The organism is Pseudomonas grimontii, from assembly GCF_007858185.1.
Taxonomy (GTDB): domain Bacteria; phylum Pseudomonadota; class Gammaproteobacteria; order Pseudomonadales; family Pseudomonadaceae; genus Aquipseudomonas; species Aquipseudomonas grimontii.
Genome location: NZ_VFES01000015.1, coordinates 107,121 through 123,638 on the forward strand (window position 1 = coordinate 107,121; position 16,518 = coordinate 123,638).

At 61.0% G+C, this 16,518-nt stretch carries 12 protein-coding genes; 2 read left to right on the forward strand and 10 right to left on the reverse strand.

The features are described 5' to 3' along the window. Window positions 1-179 precede the first annotated feature (179 nt). From FIV39_RS22380 to FIV39_RS22425, 10 genes are all read right to left on the reverse strand, one after another. Window positions 180-1,883 (reverse strand): AMP-binding protein, encoded by a 1,704-nt coding sequence (locus tag FIV39_RS22380; RefSeq protein ID WP_090403441.1) that lies wholly within the window; start codon window positions 1,881-1,883, stop codon window positions 180-182. A 31-nt stretch (window positions 1,884-1,914) separates the two neighbouring features. After that, on the reverse strand, window positions 1,915-3,213 hold the full coding sequence (locus FIV39_RS22385) for an acetyl-CoA C-acetyltransferase (protein WP_090403439.1): 1,299 nt from the start codon (window positions 3,211-3,213) through the stop codon (window positions 1,915-1,917). Beyond that, the gene (locus FIV39_RS22390) at window positions 3,210-4,100 is read right to left on the reverse strand and encodes a MaoC/PaaZ C-terminal domain-containing protein (protein ID WP_090403437.1); all 891 of its coding nucleotides are present in this window, start codon (window positions 4,098-4,100) and stop codon (window positions 3,210-3,212) included. The genes FIV39_RS22385 and FIV39_RS22390 overlap by 4 nt, the downstream gene beginning before the upstream one ends. Before the next feature lie 4 nt (window positions 4,101-4,104). Continuing rightward, complete coding sequence (locus tag FIV39_RS22395; protein ID WP_090403435.1) at window positions 4,105-5,448, reverse strand: 3-oxoacyl-ACP reductase; 1,344 nt, start codon at window positions 5,446-5,448, stop codon at window positions 4,105-4,107. 150 nt (window positions 5,449-5,598) lie between these two features. Continuing rightward, complete coding sequence (locus tag FIV39_RS22400; protein WP_090403433.1) at window positions 5,599-8,124, reverse strand: acyl-CoA dehydrogenase; 2,526 nt, start codon at window positions 8,122-8,124, stop codon at window positions 5,599-5,601. Between the two features lie 281 nt (window positions 8,125-8,405). Next, on the reverse strand, window positions 8,406-9,845 hold the full coding sequence (locus tag FIV39_RS22405) for an outer membrane protein transport protein (protein WP_090403431.1): 1,440 nt from the start codon (window positions 9,843-9,845) through the stop codon (window positions 8,406-8,408). Between the two features lie 126 nt (window positions 9,846-9,971). Further along, window positions 9,972-10,499 (reverse strand): alkane oxidation protein activator PraB, encoded by a 528-nt coding sequence (gene praB / locus FIV39_RS22410; RefSeq protein WP_090403430.1) that lies wholly within the window; start codon window positions 10,497-10,499, stop codon window positions 9,972-9,974. Window positions 10,500-10,622: 123 nt separating this feature from the next. Next, a complete protein-coding gene (gene praA, locus FIV39_RS22415; protein ID WP_090403428.1) occupies window positions 10,623-11,117 on the reverse strand; it encodes an alkane oxidation protein activator PraA in 495 nt (164 codons plus the stop codon). A gap of 117 nt (window positions 11,118-11,234) precedes the next feature. Beyond that, window positions 11,235-12,515 carry an alkane 1-monooxygenase gene (locus FIV39_RS22420; RefSeq protein ID WP_090403426.1) on the reverse strand — a complete coding sequence of 427 codons (1,281 nt, stop codon included), beginning with the start codon at window positions 12,513-12,515 and terminating at the stop codon, window positions 11,235-11,237. 295 nt (window positions 12,516-12,810) lie between these two features. After that, a complete protein-coding gene (locus FIV39_RS22425) occupies window positions 12,811-13,809 on the reverse strand; it encodes an alpha/beta fold hydrolase (RefSeq protein ID WP_090403424.1) in 999 nt (332 codons plus the stop codon). A 275-nt stretch (window positions 13,810-14,084) separates the two neighbouring features. Between FIV39_RS22425 and FIV39_RS22430 the strand changes: the two genes are divergently transcribed. Continuing rightward, a complete protein-coding gene (locus FIV39_RS22430) occupies window positions 14,085-15,623 on the forward strand; it encodes a flavin-containing monooxygenase (RefSeq protein ID WP_090403422.1) in 1,539 nt (512 codons plus the stop codon). After that, entirely contained in the window at window positions 15,620-16,510 is an 891-nt protein-coding gene (locus FIV39_RS22435; protein WP_090403419.1) for an SDR family NAD(P)-dependent oxidoreductase, read from the forward strand. The genes FIV39_RS22430 and FIV39_RS22435 overlap by 4 nt, the downstream gene beginning before the upstream one ends. Window positions 16,511-16,518: the final 8 nt, after the last annotated feature.

Below are 16,518 nucleotides of genomic sequence, written 5' to 3' on the forward strand. Positions count from 1 at the left end.
CCCTTTGCTTACTTTGGGGCTTTTCCAAAGTGAGCCGCCGTAAGGGCGGAACCCATAGCCGCCGTTACCGCAGCAACGGATATGTACTCGGTCTGATCCAAAAAAATGGTCGGCCCAGAGGCCGCCATCGGGGGCAAGCCCCCTCCCACATTTAGGTAGGTCACCTACACACATTTAAATCAGCGCAAGGCTCGGCGCAGTACCTTACCCACCGTAGTCTTGGGCAACTCGGTACTGCGAAACTCCACATACCTGGGCACCTTGTACCCCGTGAGGTACTCCCGACAGTGCGCAAGAATCTGTTCCTGGGTCAGCTTCGGGTCCTTGCGCACCACGATGATCTTGACCCTCTCGCCCGTCACGCCATCTTCCACCCCGATGGCCGCCACTTCGCCAACCCCCGGGTGCAGCGCCACCACGTCTTCGATTTCATTGGGGTACACGTTGAAGCCCGAGACCAGGATCATGTCTTTCTTGCGGTCCACCAGGCGGATATAGCCGCGTTCGTCCATCACGCCGATGTCACCGGTCGACAGCCAGCCCTCGGCGTCAAGCACCTCGGCGGTTTCCTTCGGACGCTGCCAGTACCCCTGCATCACCTGCGGACCGCGCACTTGCAGTTCGCCCTGCTCGCCAATCTCGGCCAGTTCGCCGTCTTCACGCATGAACCGCACCCAGGTCGACGGCAACGGGACGCCGATGCTGCCGGTGAATTCCATTTCGCGCATGCGCGCAATATTGATCGGGCTGATGCTCACCACCGGCGAGCACTCGGTAAGGCCGTAGCCTTCGATGATCGGCAGCCCGGTGACTTCCTTCCAGCGCTTGGCCACTGCCGTGTGAGTGGCCATGCCGCCGGCGATCACCATGCGCAGGTCGGAGAAGTCCCGCGCACAGAACTCCTTATTCTCCAGCAAGCCGTTGAACAGCGTATTAACCCCGGCGATGCCATTGAAGCGTTCCTTGCGCAGGATCATCTGCACCCGTTTCACATCCCGAGGGTTGGCGATAAGGATGTTGCGCCCGCCCAGGCACATGAACATCAGGCAATTCACCGTCAGCGAAAAGATGTGGTACAGCGGCAGCAGGGTGACGTTGGTTTCCTGTTTGTCCTGGTCCAACTGGTCGCCGACCCAAGCCTTGGCCTGCAACAGGTTGGCGATGATATTGCGATGGCTGAGCATCACGCCCTTGGCGTCCCCCGTGGTGCCGCCGGTGTATTGCAGGAAGGCCAGGTCGTCGAGGTGCATGTCCACCGGGAAGTGGTTGAGCGCGCGGCCCTGTTTCAGCACCTGGTTGAAGCGCACCGAGCCAGGCAGGTTGAAGGCCGGCACCTGCTTTTGCACGCGGCGCAGGATGAAGTTCATCGCCGCACCCTTGAAGGTGCCGAGCAAGTCGCCGATGGCGGCCACCACCACGCGCTTGACGCTGCTGCCGGCGATGACTTTTTCCAGGGTGTGGGCGAAGTTTTCGAAGATCACCACAGTTTCCGCGCCGCTGTCCTTGAGCAGGTGCTTGAGCTCGTGGGAGGTGTACAACGGGTTGACATTCACCACCACCGCGCCGGCCAGGATGGTGCCGAGCAAACAGATCGGGTACTGCAAGCAGTTGGGCATCATCAGCGCCACGCGGTCGCCCCTCTTCACCCCCTGGCCCTGTAGCCAGCCGGCAAACGCAATGCCTTGCACCTGCCAGTCGGCGTAGGTCATTTCAGTGCCGATGCTGACGTAGGCGACCCGCTCGCGAAATTTCTCCAGATGCTCCAAGAACACCTCGCGCAGCGACGGGTAGTCCTCGATAGCGGCATCGATGTCTGCCGGGACGCCGGGCAGGTAAGCGTTCAACCAGACCCGTTCGGTGTGTTCCAGGCTGATAGCGTTCATGGCAGTCTCCTTATTGTTGTTTTTGATAGCGCTACTTTTCGACGATGGCGGTAATGCCCAGCCCGCCCGCCGCGCAGATGGAAATCAGGCCGCGACCGCCGGCCCGTTCGTGAATGGCCTTGGCCAGCGCCGCCAACTGCCGGCCACCGGTGGCGGCAAACGGGTGGCCGCAGCCGAGGGAGCCACCGTTGACGTTCATTTTGGCGCGGTCGATGGCCCCCAGCGGCGCGTCCAGACCCAGGCGCTCGCGACAGTAATCGGCGTCTTCCCAGGCCTTGAGCGTGCACAGCACCTGGGCAGCAAACGCTTCGTGGATCTCGAAGAAATCGAAGTCGGCGAAACTCAGCCCTTCGCGCTTGAGCATGCGCGGTACGGCGTAGGCCGGGGCCATCAGCAGGCCTTCGCTGCCATCGACAAAATTCACCGCCGCCGTCTCGCCCGTGCGCAGGTAGGCCAACACCGGCCAGCCATTGGCGGTCGCCCATTCTTCGCTGGCCAGCAGCACCACCGAGGCGCCATCTGTCAGTGGCGTGGAGTTGCCCGCCGTGAGAGTGCCGCTCTGGCGGTCGTAGGCCGGGGACAGCCCGGCGAGTTTCTCCAGGCTGGCGTCAGCGCGCAGGTTGTTGTCCCGCGCCAGGCCGCGATGGGGGCTGATCAGGTCATCAAAGAAACCGCGTTTATACGCTGCGTCCAGGCGTTGGTGGCTGGTGAGGGTCAGCTCATCCTGGGCCAGGCGCTTGATCTGCCAGCGCTGGGCCATTGCTTCGCAATGCTCGCCCATGGACAAGCCGGTGCGCGGCTCACCATTGCGCGGCAACAGCGGCTTGAACAACATCGACGGACGCATCTTCAGCAACGCCTTCAACGTGTCGCCCATGCCCTTGGCGCGGTTGGCCGCAAGCAAGGTGTGGCGCAGGGATTCATTGATGCCGATGGGCGCGTCGGAGGTGGTGTCGGCGCCACCGGCGATGCCCACCTCGATCTGGCCGAGGGCGATTTTATTCGCCACCAGCAAGGCCGCTTCCAGGCCGGTGCCGCAGGCTTGCTGCACATCGTAGGCCGGGGTCTGCGGCGACAAGGTGGTCGACAACAGCGACTCACGCGCCAGGTTGAAATCCCGCGAATGCTTGATCACCGCGCCGGCGGCAAACTCGCCCAGACGCTGGCCGTGCAGGTTGTAACGGTCGACCAGGCCTTGCAGCGCCGCCACCAGCAAGTCCTGGTTGCTGTCGTGGGCGTACACCGTGTTGGAACGGGCAAACGGGATGCGGTTGCCGCCGATAATCGCCACGCGGCGGGTCGGGGCCGGGTTGAAGCTGTAGTCACTCATGGATGGCTCTCATTCCAGACAAATAGCCCGCGCATATGCGGTTTGTCGCCGGCGAAATTGCGCACTTCGAATTCGCGGCGCGTGCCGCTCACGGGGTGCTGCCACAGAGCGACCTGGCCGGGCAAAAAGATCGGCAGTTTGAAGTCGCAATGGGCTTGGGCCTGATCCAGGCCACCGGGCGGTTGTTGAGCGGCCAATGCGCGGCCGAGGGTCCACATGCCATGGGCGATGGCGCGGCGAAAGCCGAAGAGCCTGGCGCCGATCAGTGAGGTGTGGATCGGGTTGAAGTCCCCCGAGACCTTGGCAAAGCACCGGCCCAGGTCGGCGGGCAACATCCAGCGCTGGGTGCGCAACAGGCCTTCTTCCTGCAACGACAGCGCGTCCTCCCACGGCTCGCCGACGGGACCTTTCACCTCGCGGCGCAGGTACAGGCTGTCGCTTTCCCACACTAGGGTGCCGCTGCTGTAGGCACGGGTGGCGATGCTCAGCGCCTGGCCCTTGGTATGGGCCACCCAGCGTTCGCAAAAGACTTCCAGGCGCAGCGCCTGGCCTTCATGCAGGCGCTGGTGCTGTCGGATACGGTTGGCCAGGTGCACCATGCCGCTGGCCGGGTACGGAAAACTCGGACGGGTCAGCAGCATCAGGTGCAGGGGGAACGCCAGCACATGGGGGTAGGACAGCGGCACGCCCTGCTCGCGGCGAAAGCCACAGGCACGGCCGTAAGCCGAAATGCCCGCAGCAGACAATTCCACCGCCGAGCGCACCAGGCGCTCCTTGGGCAACAGCGGTGCGTCCTCGAGCTTGGGTTTGCGCAGGCCACGCACGCCGTCCAGCAGCAGGCGCGTGCGCGATGGCGGTGGGTCGACGATCTGCGTCACGTAGTCCATGGACTCAGGCTCCCAGCAGGCTTTGGCCGCACACGCGCACGACCTGGCCGTTGACCCCGCCCGATGCAGGGTGCGCCAGCCAGGCAATGGTTTCGGCCACATCGATCGGCTGCCCGCCTTGGGACATCGAGTTCATGCGCCGCCCCGCTTCGCGAATCATCAGCGGGATTCTTGCGGTCATCTGGGTCTCGATAAATCCCGGCGCCACCGCATTCACCGTGACCTGTGCCGCCGCCACACGCGGCGCCAGGCCTTGCACCAGACCAATCACGCCGGCCTTGGAGGTGGCGTAGTTGCTTTGCCCGGGGTTGCCGGCAATGCCGGAGATCGACGACACACACACGATGCGCCCGCCGGGGTTCAGACCCTGGCATTCCAACAGGGCGTTGCTCAGGTGCAACGGAGCTTCGAGGTTGACCGCCAGCACACTGCGCCAGGCCGCTTCAGTCATCTTGGCAATGGTCTTGTCGCGGGTGATCCCGGCGTTGTGCACCACCACGTCGAAGGCGCCGTATTGGCTGACATGGGCTTGAAGCTGTGCAGCGGCGTCCGCCGCCGTGATGTCCAATGGCAGCGCCGAACCGTCCACACTGGCGGCCGCCTGTTGCAGCGATTCCTGGGCCTGGGGCACATCCACGCAGACCACATGGGCGCCATCGCGCGCCAGTACCTGGGCAATCGCCAGGCCGATGCCACGGGAAGCCCCGGTAACCAGCGCGCGTCGGCCGGCAAAGGGTTTATCCCAGTTGACGCTGGGGTGACCGTCCACCGGTTTTTCCACCCGCACCACCTGCCCGCAGACGTAGGCCGAGCGGCGCGACAGGAAGAAACGCAGGCTGCTGTCCAACGCCGCTTCGGCACCCGGTGCGACGTAGATCAACTGCACGGTGATCGCGCGGCGCAGCTCCTTGGCCAGCGAGCGCACCAGCCCTTCGAGGGCACGCTGGGCGATGGCCTGGGGCAAGTTCGCGCAGTGTTCGGGCGCCGTGCCCAACACCACCACGCGACCGTGCTGGCCGAGGCGTTTGGCGTTGGCGTGAAAGAATTCGTACAGCTCATCCAGCTGTTTCAGGTCGACCACAGCGCTGGCGTCGAACACCGCACCCTGCACCTTCACCGTGGACGGCGCCTTAGGCGTCGCCGGGGTGGCGGTGACCGTGTCGGTGGCGCTGAAAACCTGTTGCACCTGCGCAACCAGGCGCCCTGCCCCGGCGACAATCACCGGGTTGACCAGGCCTGGCTGGCCGCTGCGATGGCGCTGCAACGGCACGGGCTGAGGCAAGCCCACCGCCTGGGCCAGGCGACGGCCCCAGGGGGAATTGACGAACGATAGGTAGCTGTCACTCATATCCGCATTCACTCACAACACATTCTGACGTTGTAAACCCGATCCATGTGGGAGGGGGCTTGCCCCCGATAGCGGTGATTCAGCCAATGAGCCGGCGACTGATGGATTGCTATCGGGAGCAAGCCCCCTCCCACACTGACCGCGTTTGTCCTAGTTGACCGAGGCGTTTTCACCTTGGGCGGTTCGGCGCTTGGGCGCCGGTTCCAACGCCTGTTTGCGCTGCTGCAACGCCTCCAGCAAACCGAAGTCCTGGGGGAAGTCATCCACCTGGATAGCGTGGTCGGCGTATTCCACATAGCGCGCCAGCAAGGCATCTTCGTCGTCGCTGATCAGGTCCAGCGCCCGTGCCTTGACGCGCCAGCCGGTAAAGGCCGTGGTGGAGATCGGCATCGGTTCGAGCAGGCCTTGCTTGATGGCCGGCTTGAGCCGGGCATCGATCAGCTCCACCTGCGGCAACAGGCGAAAGCCCAATTCGCCGTAGGCCAGCTTGTCGATTTCCGGGCGTGGAATGTAGGAATTGGCCAGCAGGCGGTCGCGGGTTTCGCCGGGGGTCTGCACCACATCGGCCACCTGGGCCAGCAGGTGATCCGAGGGTTTGCGCAGCGGGATACCGAACGGGAACGTCAAACCTCGCAGCACCGCAGCCGCTGTTGTGGAGGGGTAGTTATCCAGCACTTCGGCGAGGGCTTCATGGGCACGCAGCAACGCGTCCTGTGCCGCCCAGTGCACCAGCGGCAGGTCTGCCTGGGGACGACCGTCGTCCTCAAAGCGCTTGAGCACGCAAGACAGGATGTACAGCTGCGACAGAATATCGCCCAAGCGCCCGGTGATACTTTCCTTGCGCTTGAGGGCACCGCCCAGCACGCCCATGGAAATATCCGAGACCAGCGCCAACACCACCGACAGACGATTGGCCTGGCGATAGTAGGACGCCAGCGCGGGGTCGGTCTTGGCCGGTACGGAAATCAGGCGCCCGCCGGTCAGAGAATGCACCGCCGCACGTACGGTGTTGGCCAGCACGAAACTCACATGGCCGAACATCGCGCTGTCGAACGCTTCCAGCGCCTTGCGCCGGTCCGGGTTGCGGGCGGCTTCCATTTCGCGGAATACATAGGGATGGCAGCGGATCAGGCCCTGGCCAAAGATGATCAGGCAGCGCGTCATGATGTTCGCGCCTTCCACCGTAATCGCGATGGGGCTTTGCTGGTAGGCGCGAGCCAGGAAGTTATTGGGGCCCATGCAGATGCCCTTGCCGGCAACAATGTCCATGCCGTCGTTGACGATCATTCGCGCGCGTTCGGTGACGTGGTACTTGGCGATGGCCGAGATCACCGAGGGTTTCTCACCGGCATCCAGGGACGCCACCGAGACCTTGCGCACCGCATCGCAGGCATACAGGTGCCCGGCCATACGCGCCAGCGGCGCCTGCACGCCTTCGAACTTGCCGATGGGCAGGCCGAACTGTTTACGCATCGCCGCGTAGGCCGTGGTACCGCGCACCGCGACCTTGCCGAGGCCGACGTTGGCCGATGGCAGCGAAATCGCCCGGCCGGCGGCCAGGCACTCCATCAACATGCGCCAGCCGTTGCCGACTTGCTCGCGGCCACCGATAACCCATTCCAGCGGGATAAACACATCCTTGCCGGTGGTCGGACCGTTCTGGAACACCGCGTTGAGCGGCCAGTGGCGACGGCCGCTGTTCACGCCGGGGTGGGAGGTAGGAATCAGGGCGCAGGTGATGCCGAGCGAACCTTTCGGCCCCAGCAAACCGTCCGGGTCTTCGGCACGAAACGCCAGGCCAAGCACGGTGGCGATCGGCCCCAGGGTGATATAGCGCTTGTCCCAGGTCACGCGAAACCCCAGCACTTCCTGGCCTTCATGGGTGCCTTTGCAGACGATGCCCAGATCTGGAATCGCCCCGGCATCAGAGCCGGCATACGGGCTGGTCAGGGCAAAGCACGGGATGTCTTCACCCCGCGCCAAACGCGGCAGGTAGTAATTGCGCTGGGCGTCGGTGCCGTAGTGCAGCAGCAGTTCGGCCGGGCCCAGGGAGTTGGGCACCATCACCGAAATCGCCGCCGCCGAGCAACGCGTCGAGAGTTTCATCACCACCTGGGAATGGGCGTAGTGGGAGAAGCCTTTGCCGCCGTACTGCTTGGGAATGATCATGCCGAGAAAGCCGGCGTCCTTGGTGTACTGCCAGCCTTCGGGGGACATGTCCTGCCAGACCTGGGTGGTTTCCCAGTCGTTGGCGATGTCGCACAGGGTTTCCACTTCATTGTCGAGGAAGGCTTGCTCCTCGGCGCTCAGGCTCGCCGGGGCCGCTTGCAGCAGGCGCTGCCAGTCGGGTTGGCCGCTGAACAGCTCAGCGTCCCACCACACCGTGCCGGACTCGATAGCGGCGCGTTCGGTGTCGGACATCGCCGGCATGATCGTGCGAAACAGGTTGAGGGCCTTGCTGGTCAACAGCGTGCGGCGCAGCGGTTTAAGGGTCATCAACAGCGCCGGTAACACCACCAGCACTGCTGCGACGGTGGCGCCGAAAGCCACCACTACGTTGAACAGGTAACCAATCGCCAACCAGACCAAGCCAGCGCCCAACCACAAGGTGGCGGCGGCTTGTCGATACGCCAGGGCAATCGCAGCTGCGAAACCCACCAATAACCAGATAACCATGGGATACCTCTACTCGATTCAGGGCGTGGTTTACGTGCGGAAGGTCGGATTGACCTGCGGCGTAAAGCCACACTACAAACTTGGAAAGCTAAATTCAAATTTTGTTTTGAAATTTTTATTTAATTATTTGGCGAAAAAATTGGCGGCTGAATGGGTCAGCCTGATGGGTTGATGGGATGAGAAAATCGGAACGGGTCGCGCGGGCAACCCGTCGATGCATCATCCATATGCAGCACAACAGAAAGATGCGCTAACTGCTGGCTAATATGAATGTAGCCGGATCAAAACTCGTAAGTCGCAGATACGCTAACCACATCACCACGCGCCTCCGACTTGCCATCGAGGCTGGCCCCTCCAAGGCGATCCACGTTTTTAGTCCTCAGCTTGACGGTCTCTACGAATTGATGGGAATAAGCACCGTCGACGCTCAAGCCTGGTATTGCACTGACTTTGTAGCCGAAACCCAGGGACACGAACGTGCGGTCACCGTCCGGAATACGCGGGTCACGGGTGGCGTCCGGCGTAGGCGTCTGGTCAAAAGAAACACCGCCACGCACGGTAAAGTCGTCAGTCAATTTGTAGTCGGTGCCGTACGAGAATTGCCATGCATCTTTGTAGCGATAGGGAATCGAAACAATGGTGCTGCCTTCGGACTTGAGGGTCAGCGCTTTGAACGATGACCAATCCGTCCAAGTCGCGCTGAAGCCAACACCCCAACGATCATTGAATTGATGTACCCAATCGAAGGATGCGGTAGCCGGGATATCCAATTGGGTAGAGGCCTTGGCTCCATCGGGGTAGAGGTGCAGGCCTGGGTAGGCCATTTCTACCAGGGTTTTACCGTCCAGAACAGGCGTGGTCATGAGTAACCGAGATTGTTCGTCGGCGTAGATATTGTATTTACCCTCTAACTTATTCTTTATTTTCGCGTGGTAATTCAAGCCCAGCGTGTCCTGACTGGTCGGCTTCCAGGCGATACCCGCGAACCAGCCCAGCGATGTATTGTCGACTTTGACGCGCATCAACGAAAAGCCCTGACCCGCAGCAAAGGGAGTAAAACCGAAGTCCGCAGACTGTGCCGCTGCGGCAAACAAGTCGACGTTCTGGCTTACAAAACCAGAGGTGTGCTGAAGAATCGCACCGCCCCCAACGGAGAATTCGTCAGTGACTTTAAACGACAGCGAGCCAGTCAGTGCAACCGTCTCGATCTTCGTATCAACCGCGAAGTCCCTGCCTTTCCAATCATTGTCGTAGCTTGTCCTCGCCCCCATGGGGACCACCTGACTCAGGCCGAAGTTCAGGCGATCATTAATTGGCATGACCATGAAGCCGGTAGGCACCCATGCCTCAAAACCCGCTTGGCCCCCATCTCCCGTTCTAGTGTCGTAGATCGGATTGAAGTTGGGATCCAAAACCGTGGCCGACGTAGGCCGACCAGAGTAGTCGTACGCGCTACCCTTATATTTGATATCGATATTTGCGTAATTGAGCGTGAACTGGGAAATGTTCTTGTCGATAAATGCCATGGCAGCGGGGTTGTTATAGGCCGATGACGGGTCGTTCTTGAACAACGAACCACCACCAAATGCGCGACCCCAGCCGGCAGCGTTTGTCGTCGGCGTCATGAACGCTCCCGCCTGGGCCGAACCGGCAGCCACCATGAACCCGCTGAGCAATGCCAGGCTCAGGAATGTTTGTGCCTGTTGTTTCTTATTATTCATGCTCCACTCCTTATTGTTTTTATACCGCCCCAGCGGGTAAATACCGATGGTTTGTCGCAACAGATGCCTCTTGCGAGGCACCTGTCTTTGCCGTGGGTGATCAGCCCAGAGTGCTCTGCGGGACGATTAAGGAACGATCTGCAGCAGCGGCGATGTGGTCACCGTTACACTCAGGCTTTGAAGGGTGCAGGACGAACCAAGAGGCTGGCTTGTAGGGCTGGTGGTCAACACGCCAGTGCTGTTGTTGTAGGCCACCGTGACGGTCGATGGACCGCAGTTGGACGCTGGATACAACACGCTGGCAGGAATGGTGTAACCGACGTTGGTGACATTCCCGCTGCCTGAAGTACCACTCAGGGATGTAGCAGTCAGCGTCCATGGCACACCCGTGATTTGAGGTAGCTTGCACAGGTTGTTGCTACCCGACACGGTGACCTTGGTGATACTCGCAATTCCCACATTGTTTACAGAACCATCAAACTTCACGTCACACGTAATGGGCAACTGAAAAGAGGATGGTGACTTCACAGTAAGTGAACCGGACGCGGAAAAATTACTGCTGACCGGAGCGATACTCACTGCATTCGCCATCGAAGCAGCACCCATGCAAACAGCCAAAGCAGACAACGATACGAGGGTTTTCAAACTTTTCATTGTTTTTCCTCACATGTTATGGCGAATTCATTTCGCCAGGGGTAATGGCCATGAACGAGAGGTCACGGTGAAACTGCAGAACTTCCCTTTCCAGCCAAATTTCAATTCAATTACCGCAGCACGTTATTCAACAACTTTGAAGTTCGGTGGCATCTTGATTGACACCGTCTTGATCTTGCAGTCTTCGCCAATCGGTACATTGGCCGCTTCCAACTTGCCGGTGGCGTTATCCCAGGTGCCATCGGCGGTAGAAGGCCCGCACTTGCCGCCCAGGCCGAAGGCGTGAACATCGACGCTGATCTTCGACATGGAACCGCTCTTGGTATCTTTGGCGACCAGTATCCACGGCAAGTTGATGGCTTCGACCCGGCTGCATTTGAGGCCGCCATCGAAGTCGACTTTGTCGACATTGACCGAGGAACCATCCGCAGCGACCTTGCCGGCCACCTTGATGGTGCAATCGGCGCTGATCAGCGCGCCTTTGGAAAAGCTGATCGGGCCTTGGGCGGTAAAGGCGCTGCCGGCCGGTTCGATGCGTGCGGCCTGAGCCTGCTGATAGGCGATCAGGCCCAACGCGGCCAATACGATATGGGTGGTGAACTTGGCAGGTGTTTGCATGGTGTACGTCCTTCCCTTTAATTATTTTTGTTCGGGTCAAAGCACTTTCTCTGGGCGATAAAATCCTGCGCGGCAATCAGGCCCCGAGCACACAACAAAACTAAGTGTTACTTCAGATCAAAACGGCTTGGCATTGCCGCTGTACTTCTCCAGGTACTTCAAACGCTGTGAAGGTTGAAGATTGGTCAGGGTGATGTCCCCGGCATAGTGATTAAGAACTCGATGGTCCATGCGCCGCCGCCACAAGTACGGCACATACGCCCAGACAATCATGCTCGCGTAGCCATAAGGCAGTTGCGGTGACTCCTCGAAGTGGCGCAATGACTGATAACTACGCGTGGGATTGGCATGGTGATCGGAGTGCCGCTGCAACTGGAACAGAAAGATATTGGTGACAATCCGGTTACTGTTCCAGGAGTGCCGAGGCGAACAACGCTCATAACGACCGTTAGGCAACTTCTGACGTTTAAGGCCGTAGTGCTCCACATAGTTCACCACTTCCAGCAACGAGAAGCCGTAAATGCCCTGGATAATCAGGAACGGAATCACCGCCGCCCCCAGCCAGGCAATCATCGCGCCCCACAACACCACGCTGTACATCCAGGCACTGAGCACCCCGTTTTTCCAATGCCAGGCCGGCAGGCCGAGTTTGCGCAGGCGCTCGCGCTCCAGGTTCCATGCCGAGCGTGCACTGAACCACACCGAACGCGGCAGGAAGGCCCAGAAACTCTCACCCAGGCGTGAGCTGGCCGGGTCTTCCGGCGTGGCGACGCGCACGTGATGGCCACGGTTGTGTTCGGTGTAGAAGTGCCCGTAGAACGTCGGTGCCAGCGTGACCTTGGCCAGGAACACTTCCAGGGCATTGGGCTTGTGCCCCAGTTCATGGGCGGTGTTGATGGCAATGCCGGTGGCGGCCCCCGTCGACATGGCCATGCCCAGGTAGGTAAACCAGCTCGGTTCGCCATGCAGTTGCGTACGGTCGGTGATGTAACCGGCGGCGTGGGCCAGCCAATTGGAAGGCTCGACGTTGGCGGTGGCGTGCAGCAGGCCACCCTGAATGATCCAGTCGATGCCGCCGGCGGCCAGCCAACCGGTAATGACCACCGACGAGATGACGAACAGCACGCCGGTGTAGACGATCCAGCGGTAGTAGCTTTGGGATTCAAGGTGGTTGACGGCAGATTCGGGCGGGTTGCTGACGTCTTCGCCGAGCAGGCCGTCGATCAGGGGGATCAGGCCAAAGATCACCAGTACACCCACCCACCACAGTTGCTGGATGCCGGTGGTAATGGCGAGCGCGCCGGACAACAGCGGGGTGGCCAATGGCATGATGCCCAACCACCACAGATGGCGCTTGCCGTCGGTCCAAACGCTGGGTGCTGCCAGAGTCTGGTTCATGGCAGCCTCCGTGGCAGGCAGGCGGAAAACAGGTTCAAGGAGCGCTGGATGCTCCGGGAAATCAACCATGCGATAAAAGACGTTTTTTTCATTGTTATTCGCTCTTAGGCATTTCAAAAATCATTTCAAAATAAATATTGAAATATTTTTTTTAAATAAATAACGCGGAATCGTTAGGTCGTCAACTACTTTTTCAAGGCCTTTTGGGCGTGACCGAGCAGTCTCTTTTTCAGCCGTTTAGTCAGGTCTCTAGGGCAAGCATTTGCGACGTTCGCCCCCACAATGAGGGCCACGATTATTTGTTCGCCAAGGCAAAGGGCGGATGCAGGACCGTGGCCGTTTCCACTGGGCGCACGCGCTTGGCCACGTGCAATACGGCCTCGACCACCCGCGCCGTGGCGGTAATCGGCAGCATGTGGCCGCGCCCTTCCACCACTTGCAGCTTGAGGCCTGGCACTTTGTCGGCGAGGGCCTGGCCATGCTGGCGAAAGTCCAGCACCTTGTCCCGCGCGCCATAGATAAGGCCGATGGGCAGGGTCAGTTGCGGGTAGCGCTTGACCATCCCAGGCAGGCAGTCGTTGACCAACACAATCTCGCTGGAGGCGGCGTAAAAGTTGTCGGGACGCATACCCAGCAAGCCGCCGCCCTGGGTGGCGAAGTCCTCGGGAGCGGGGTCCGGCGCAAACACGCCCTTGACCACCGAACGTCGGGTCAGCAGGCCAATGGGCACGGTGAGCGTGTGGGCTACAAAGCGTCGCAGCCAGGCCGGTCGCACCGCCAGCGACCAGAACACCAGCGGCAATGTGGGTTGGGGATGGGTCAACGGTGCCACCAGCACCAGGCCCGATACAGCCTCGGGATGATCGAGGGCCAGGGCCAGGGAGATCGCGCCGCCGAGGGAATGCCCCAGCACCACAGGCTTGTCCAGGCCAAGCGTGTTGATAAAGGCCGCGACTTGCCGCGCCTGGGCCGGCAAGTCCGCAGCGGTACCTTTATGCCGCGTGGAATAACCCGACCCGGGACGGTCGAGGGTGATCACCCGAAAGTGCTCACGCAATTGGCCGGACAAGGCATAGGTCAGGTTGCGACTGCTGCCCATCAGCCCGTGAATCATCACCAGCGGCGGGCCCTTGCCCTCTTCGACATAATGAAAGCGCTCGCCCTCCACCTCCACGAAGCGCCCGTTGATGGGGACAGCGGCTTCGATGCGCCGCGTCATCCAGGTGCTGAAGCCCCACAACACGGCGCTCGCCCCCACCAGTACACCCGCCACAATCAACCATTGCACAGCCATAGCTCGGTCCTCAGCTTCCCTGTTGCCGGCGACCTGACCGGAATTGGTCAAGGCCTCGGCCAACGTCCACACCCTGGACCTGAACGGCGTGCGTACTACGCTCGTCCGTCGGACAAGTCGCACATAAGGAACAAGGTCCTAGCGTAGGCGATATTTTCAGGTAGATTATTTAAAATCTTTTTTAAAATAATTAATTCAATTTTCCTTTGCAATGGTGTTCTATCTAAAGACACAACAAAAACAGGAGCACATCCGATGCCCATGAAGGACCGCCTATGAATGCCCACACTGATTCCATCGACATCGCCATCATCGGCTCGGGCTTTGCCGGCCTGTGCATGGCCATCAAGCTCAAGGAAGCGGGGTTCAGCGACTTCTTTGTCGCCGAGCAGGCCGATACCCTCGGCGGCACCTGGCGGGACAATCACTACCCCGGTTGCGCCTGCGATGTGCAGTCTCATGTGTATTCGTTTTCCTTTGCGCCCAACCCGGACTGGACACGACAGTTCGCGCCGCAAGCGGAAATCCGCGCCTACCTGGAACACTGCGCGGCGCGCTTCGGGTTGGCGCCCTACCTGCGTTTCGGCATGGGCCTTGAGCGCGCGGTGTTCGATGACCGGCAACAACGCTGGCAGTTGAGCTTCAGTAATGGTCGCCAAGTGAGCGCGCGGGTGCTGGTATCGGGCATGGGCGGGCTGTCGCGCCCGGCGCTGCCGGATATACCGGGGCTGGAGCACTTCAAGGGCAAGCGTTTCCACTCCCAGCAGTGGGACCACGACTATTCCTTGAAGGGCAAACGCGTGGCGGTGATCGGCACCGGTGCCAGTGCCATTCAATTCGTGCCGCAGATCGCGCCGCAGGTGGCCCACCTGGACCTGTTCCAACGTACCCCGCCGTGGATCATGCCCAAGCCCGACCGAGCCATTTCGTCCTTCGAACGCTGGATGTTCAAGCACCTGCCTTTCACCCAGCGCCTGGTGCGCGCTGCCTTTTATTGGGCCCTGGAAGGTCGCGTGGTGGGGTTTGCCCTGCACCCGCGACTGATGAAAATGGTGCAGAAAATCGCTCGACGCCATCTGCACAAGCAGGTGGCCCGCCCTTCCCTGCGCAAAACCCTGACGCCGGACTACACCATCGGCTGCAAGCGCGTGCTGATTTCCAACGACTACTACCCGGCGCTATCGCGCAGCAATGTCGAGGTGGTCACCGAGCCGGTGCTACGCATCGAAGCCGACGGCGTGATCACCACTGACGGTATCAAGCACCCGGCTGATTGCCTGATCTTCGGCACCGGCTTCCAGGCCACCGACCCACTGCCCCGGGACTGCATTATCGGGCGCGACGGGGTGGGCCTGATGGACACCTGGCGCGAGGGTGCACACGCCTATAAAGGCACCACGGTGCCGGGCTATCCCAACCTGTTTCTGATCATCGGGCCCAACACCGGCCTGGGCCATAACTCGATGATTCTGATGATCGAGGCACAGGTGACCTACATCCTCGACGCGCTCGGGCAGATGCAGCGCCATCGCATCGCCACGGTGGACGTCAAACCGGCGGTGGAACAGGCCTACAACCGTCAGCTGCAAGACCAACTCAAGCGCACCATCTGGAGCACCGGCGGTTGCCAGAGCTGGTACCTCGACCCACGTACTGGCAAGAACACCACCCTGTGGCCCGGTTCGACATGGCGCTTCAAGCGGGTCACCCGGCAGTTTGCCCTCAAGGACTATGTGGTCGACCTGTTGCCCCTCAATGCTCCGCTCCGTCCGGCAACGGCGCCCCACTCCACCGCAGAAGGCAGCCTCTCATGAAGTCATTCAACGGTCGCGTGGCGGCCATTACCGGCGCGGCGTCCGGCATGGGCCGCGCACTGGCGCTGGCACTCGCACGCGAGGGTTGCCACCTGGCACTGGCGGACAAAAACGCCCAGGGCCTGGAGCAAACCCAGGCACTGATCAAAACCTCGACCCTGGCGCCGGTGACGATCACCACGCAAGTCCTGGATGTGTCCGACCGTCAGGCCATGGAAGCGTGGGCGGCCCGCTGCGTGGCCGAGCACGGCCAGGTCAACCTGGTGTTCAACAATGCCGGGGTGGCGTTGTCGAGCACCGTGGAAGGTGTGGACTATGCCGACCTGGAGTGGATCGTCGGCATCAACTTCTGGGGCGTGGTCCACGGCACCAAGGCGTTCCTGCCGCACCTCAAGGCCAGCGGTGACGGCCATGTGATCAACACGTCCAGTGTGTTCGGCCTGTTTGCCCAGCCCGGTATGAGCGGCTACAACGCGACCAAATTCGCCGTGCGCGGTTTTACCGAAGCCCTGCGCCAGGAGCTGGACCTGCAACGCTGCGGGGTCTCGGCCACCTGCGTGCACCCCGGCGGCATTCGGACCGACATCTGCCGCAGCAGCCGTATCGACGCGAACATGACCGGCTTCCTGATCCACAGCGAACAGCAGGCCCGCGCCGACTTCGAAAAACTCTTCATCACCGATGCCGACCAGGCCGCCAAGGTGATCCTGCAAGGCGTCCGCAAAAACAAGCGCCGTGTGCTGATTGGCCGCGACGCGTATTTCCTCGACCTGCTCGCCCGTTGCCTGCCGGCGGCCTATCAAGCGCTGGTGGTACTGGCCAGCAAGCGCATGGCCCCCAAGCAACGCCGGCCAGTGTTTGAAACCAACGACGAACCCCGTCTCTGAACAGGAGC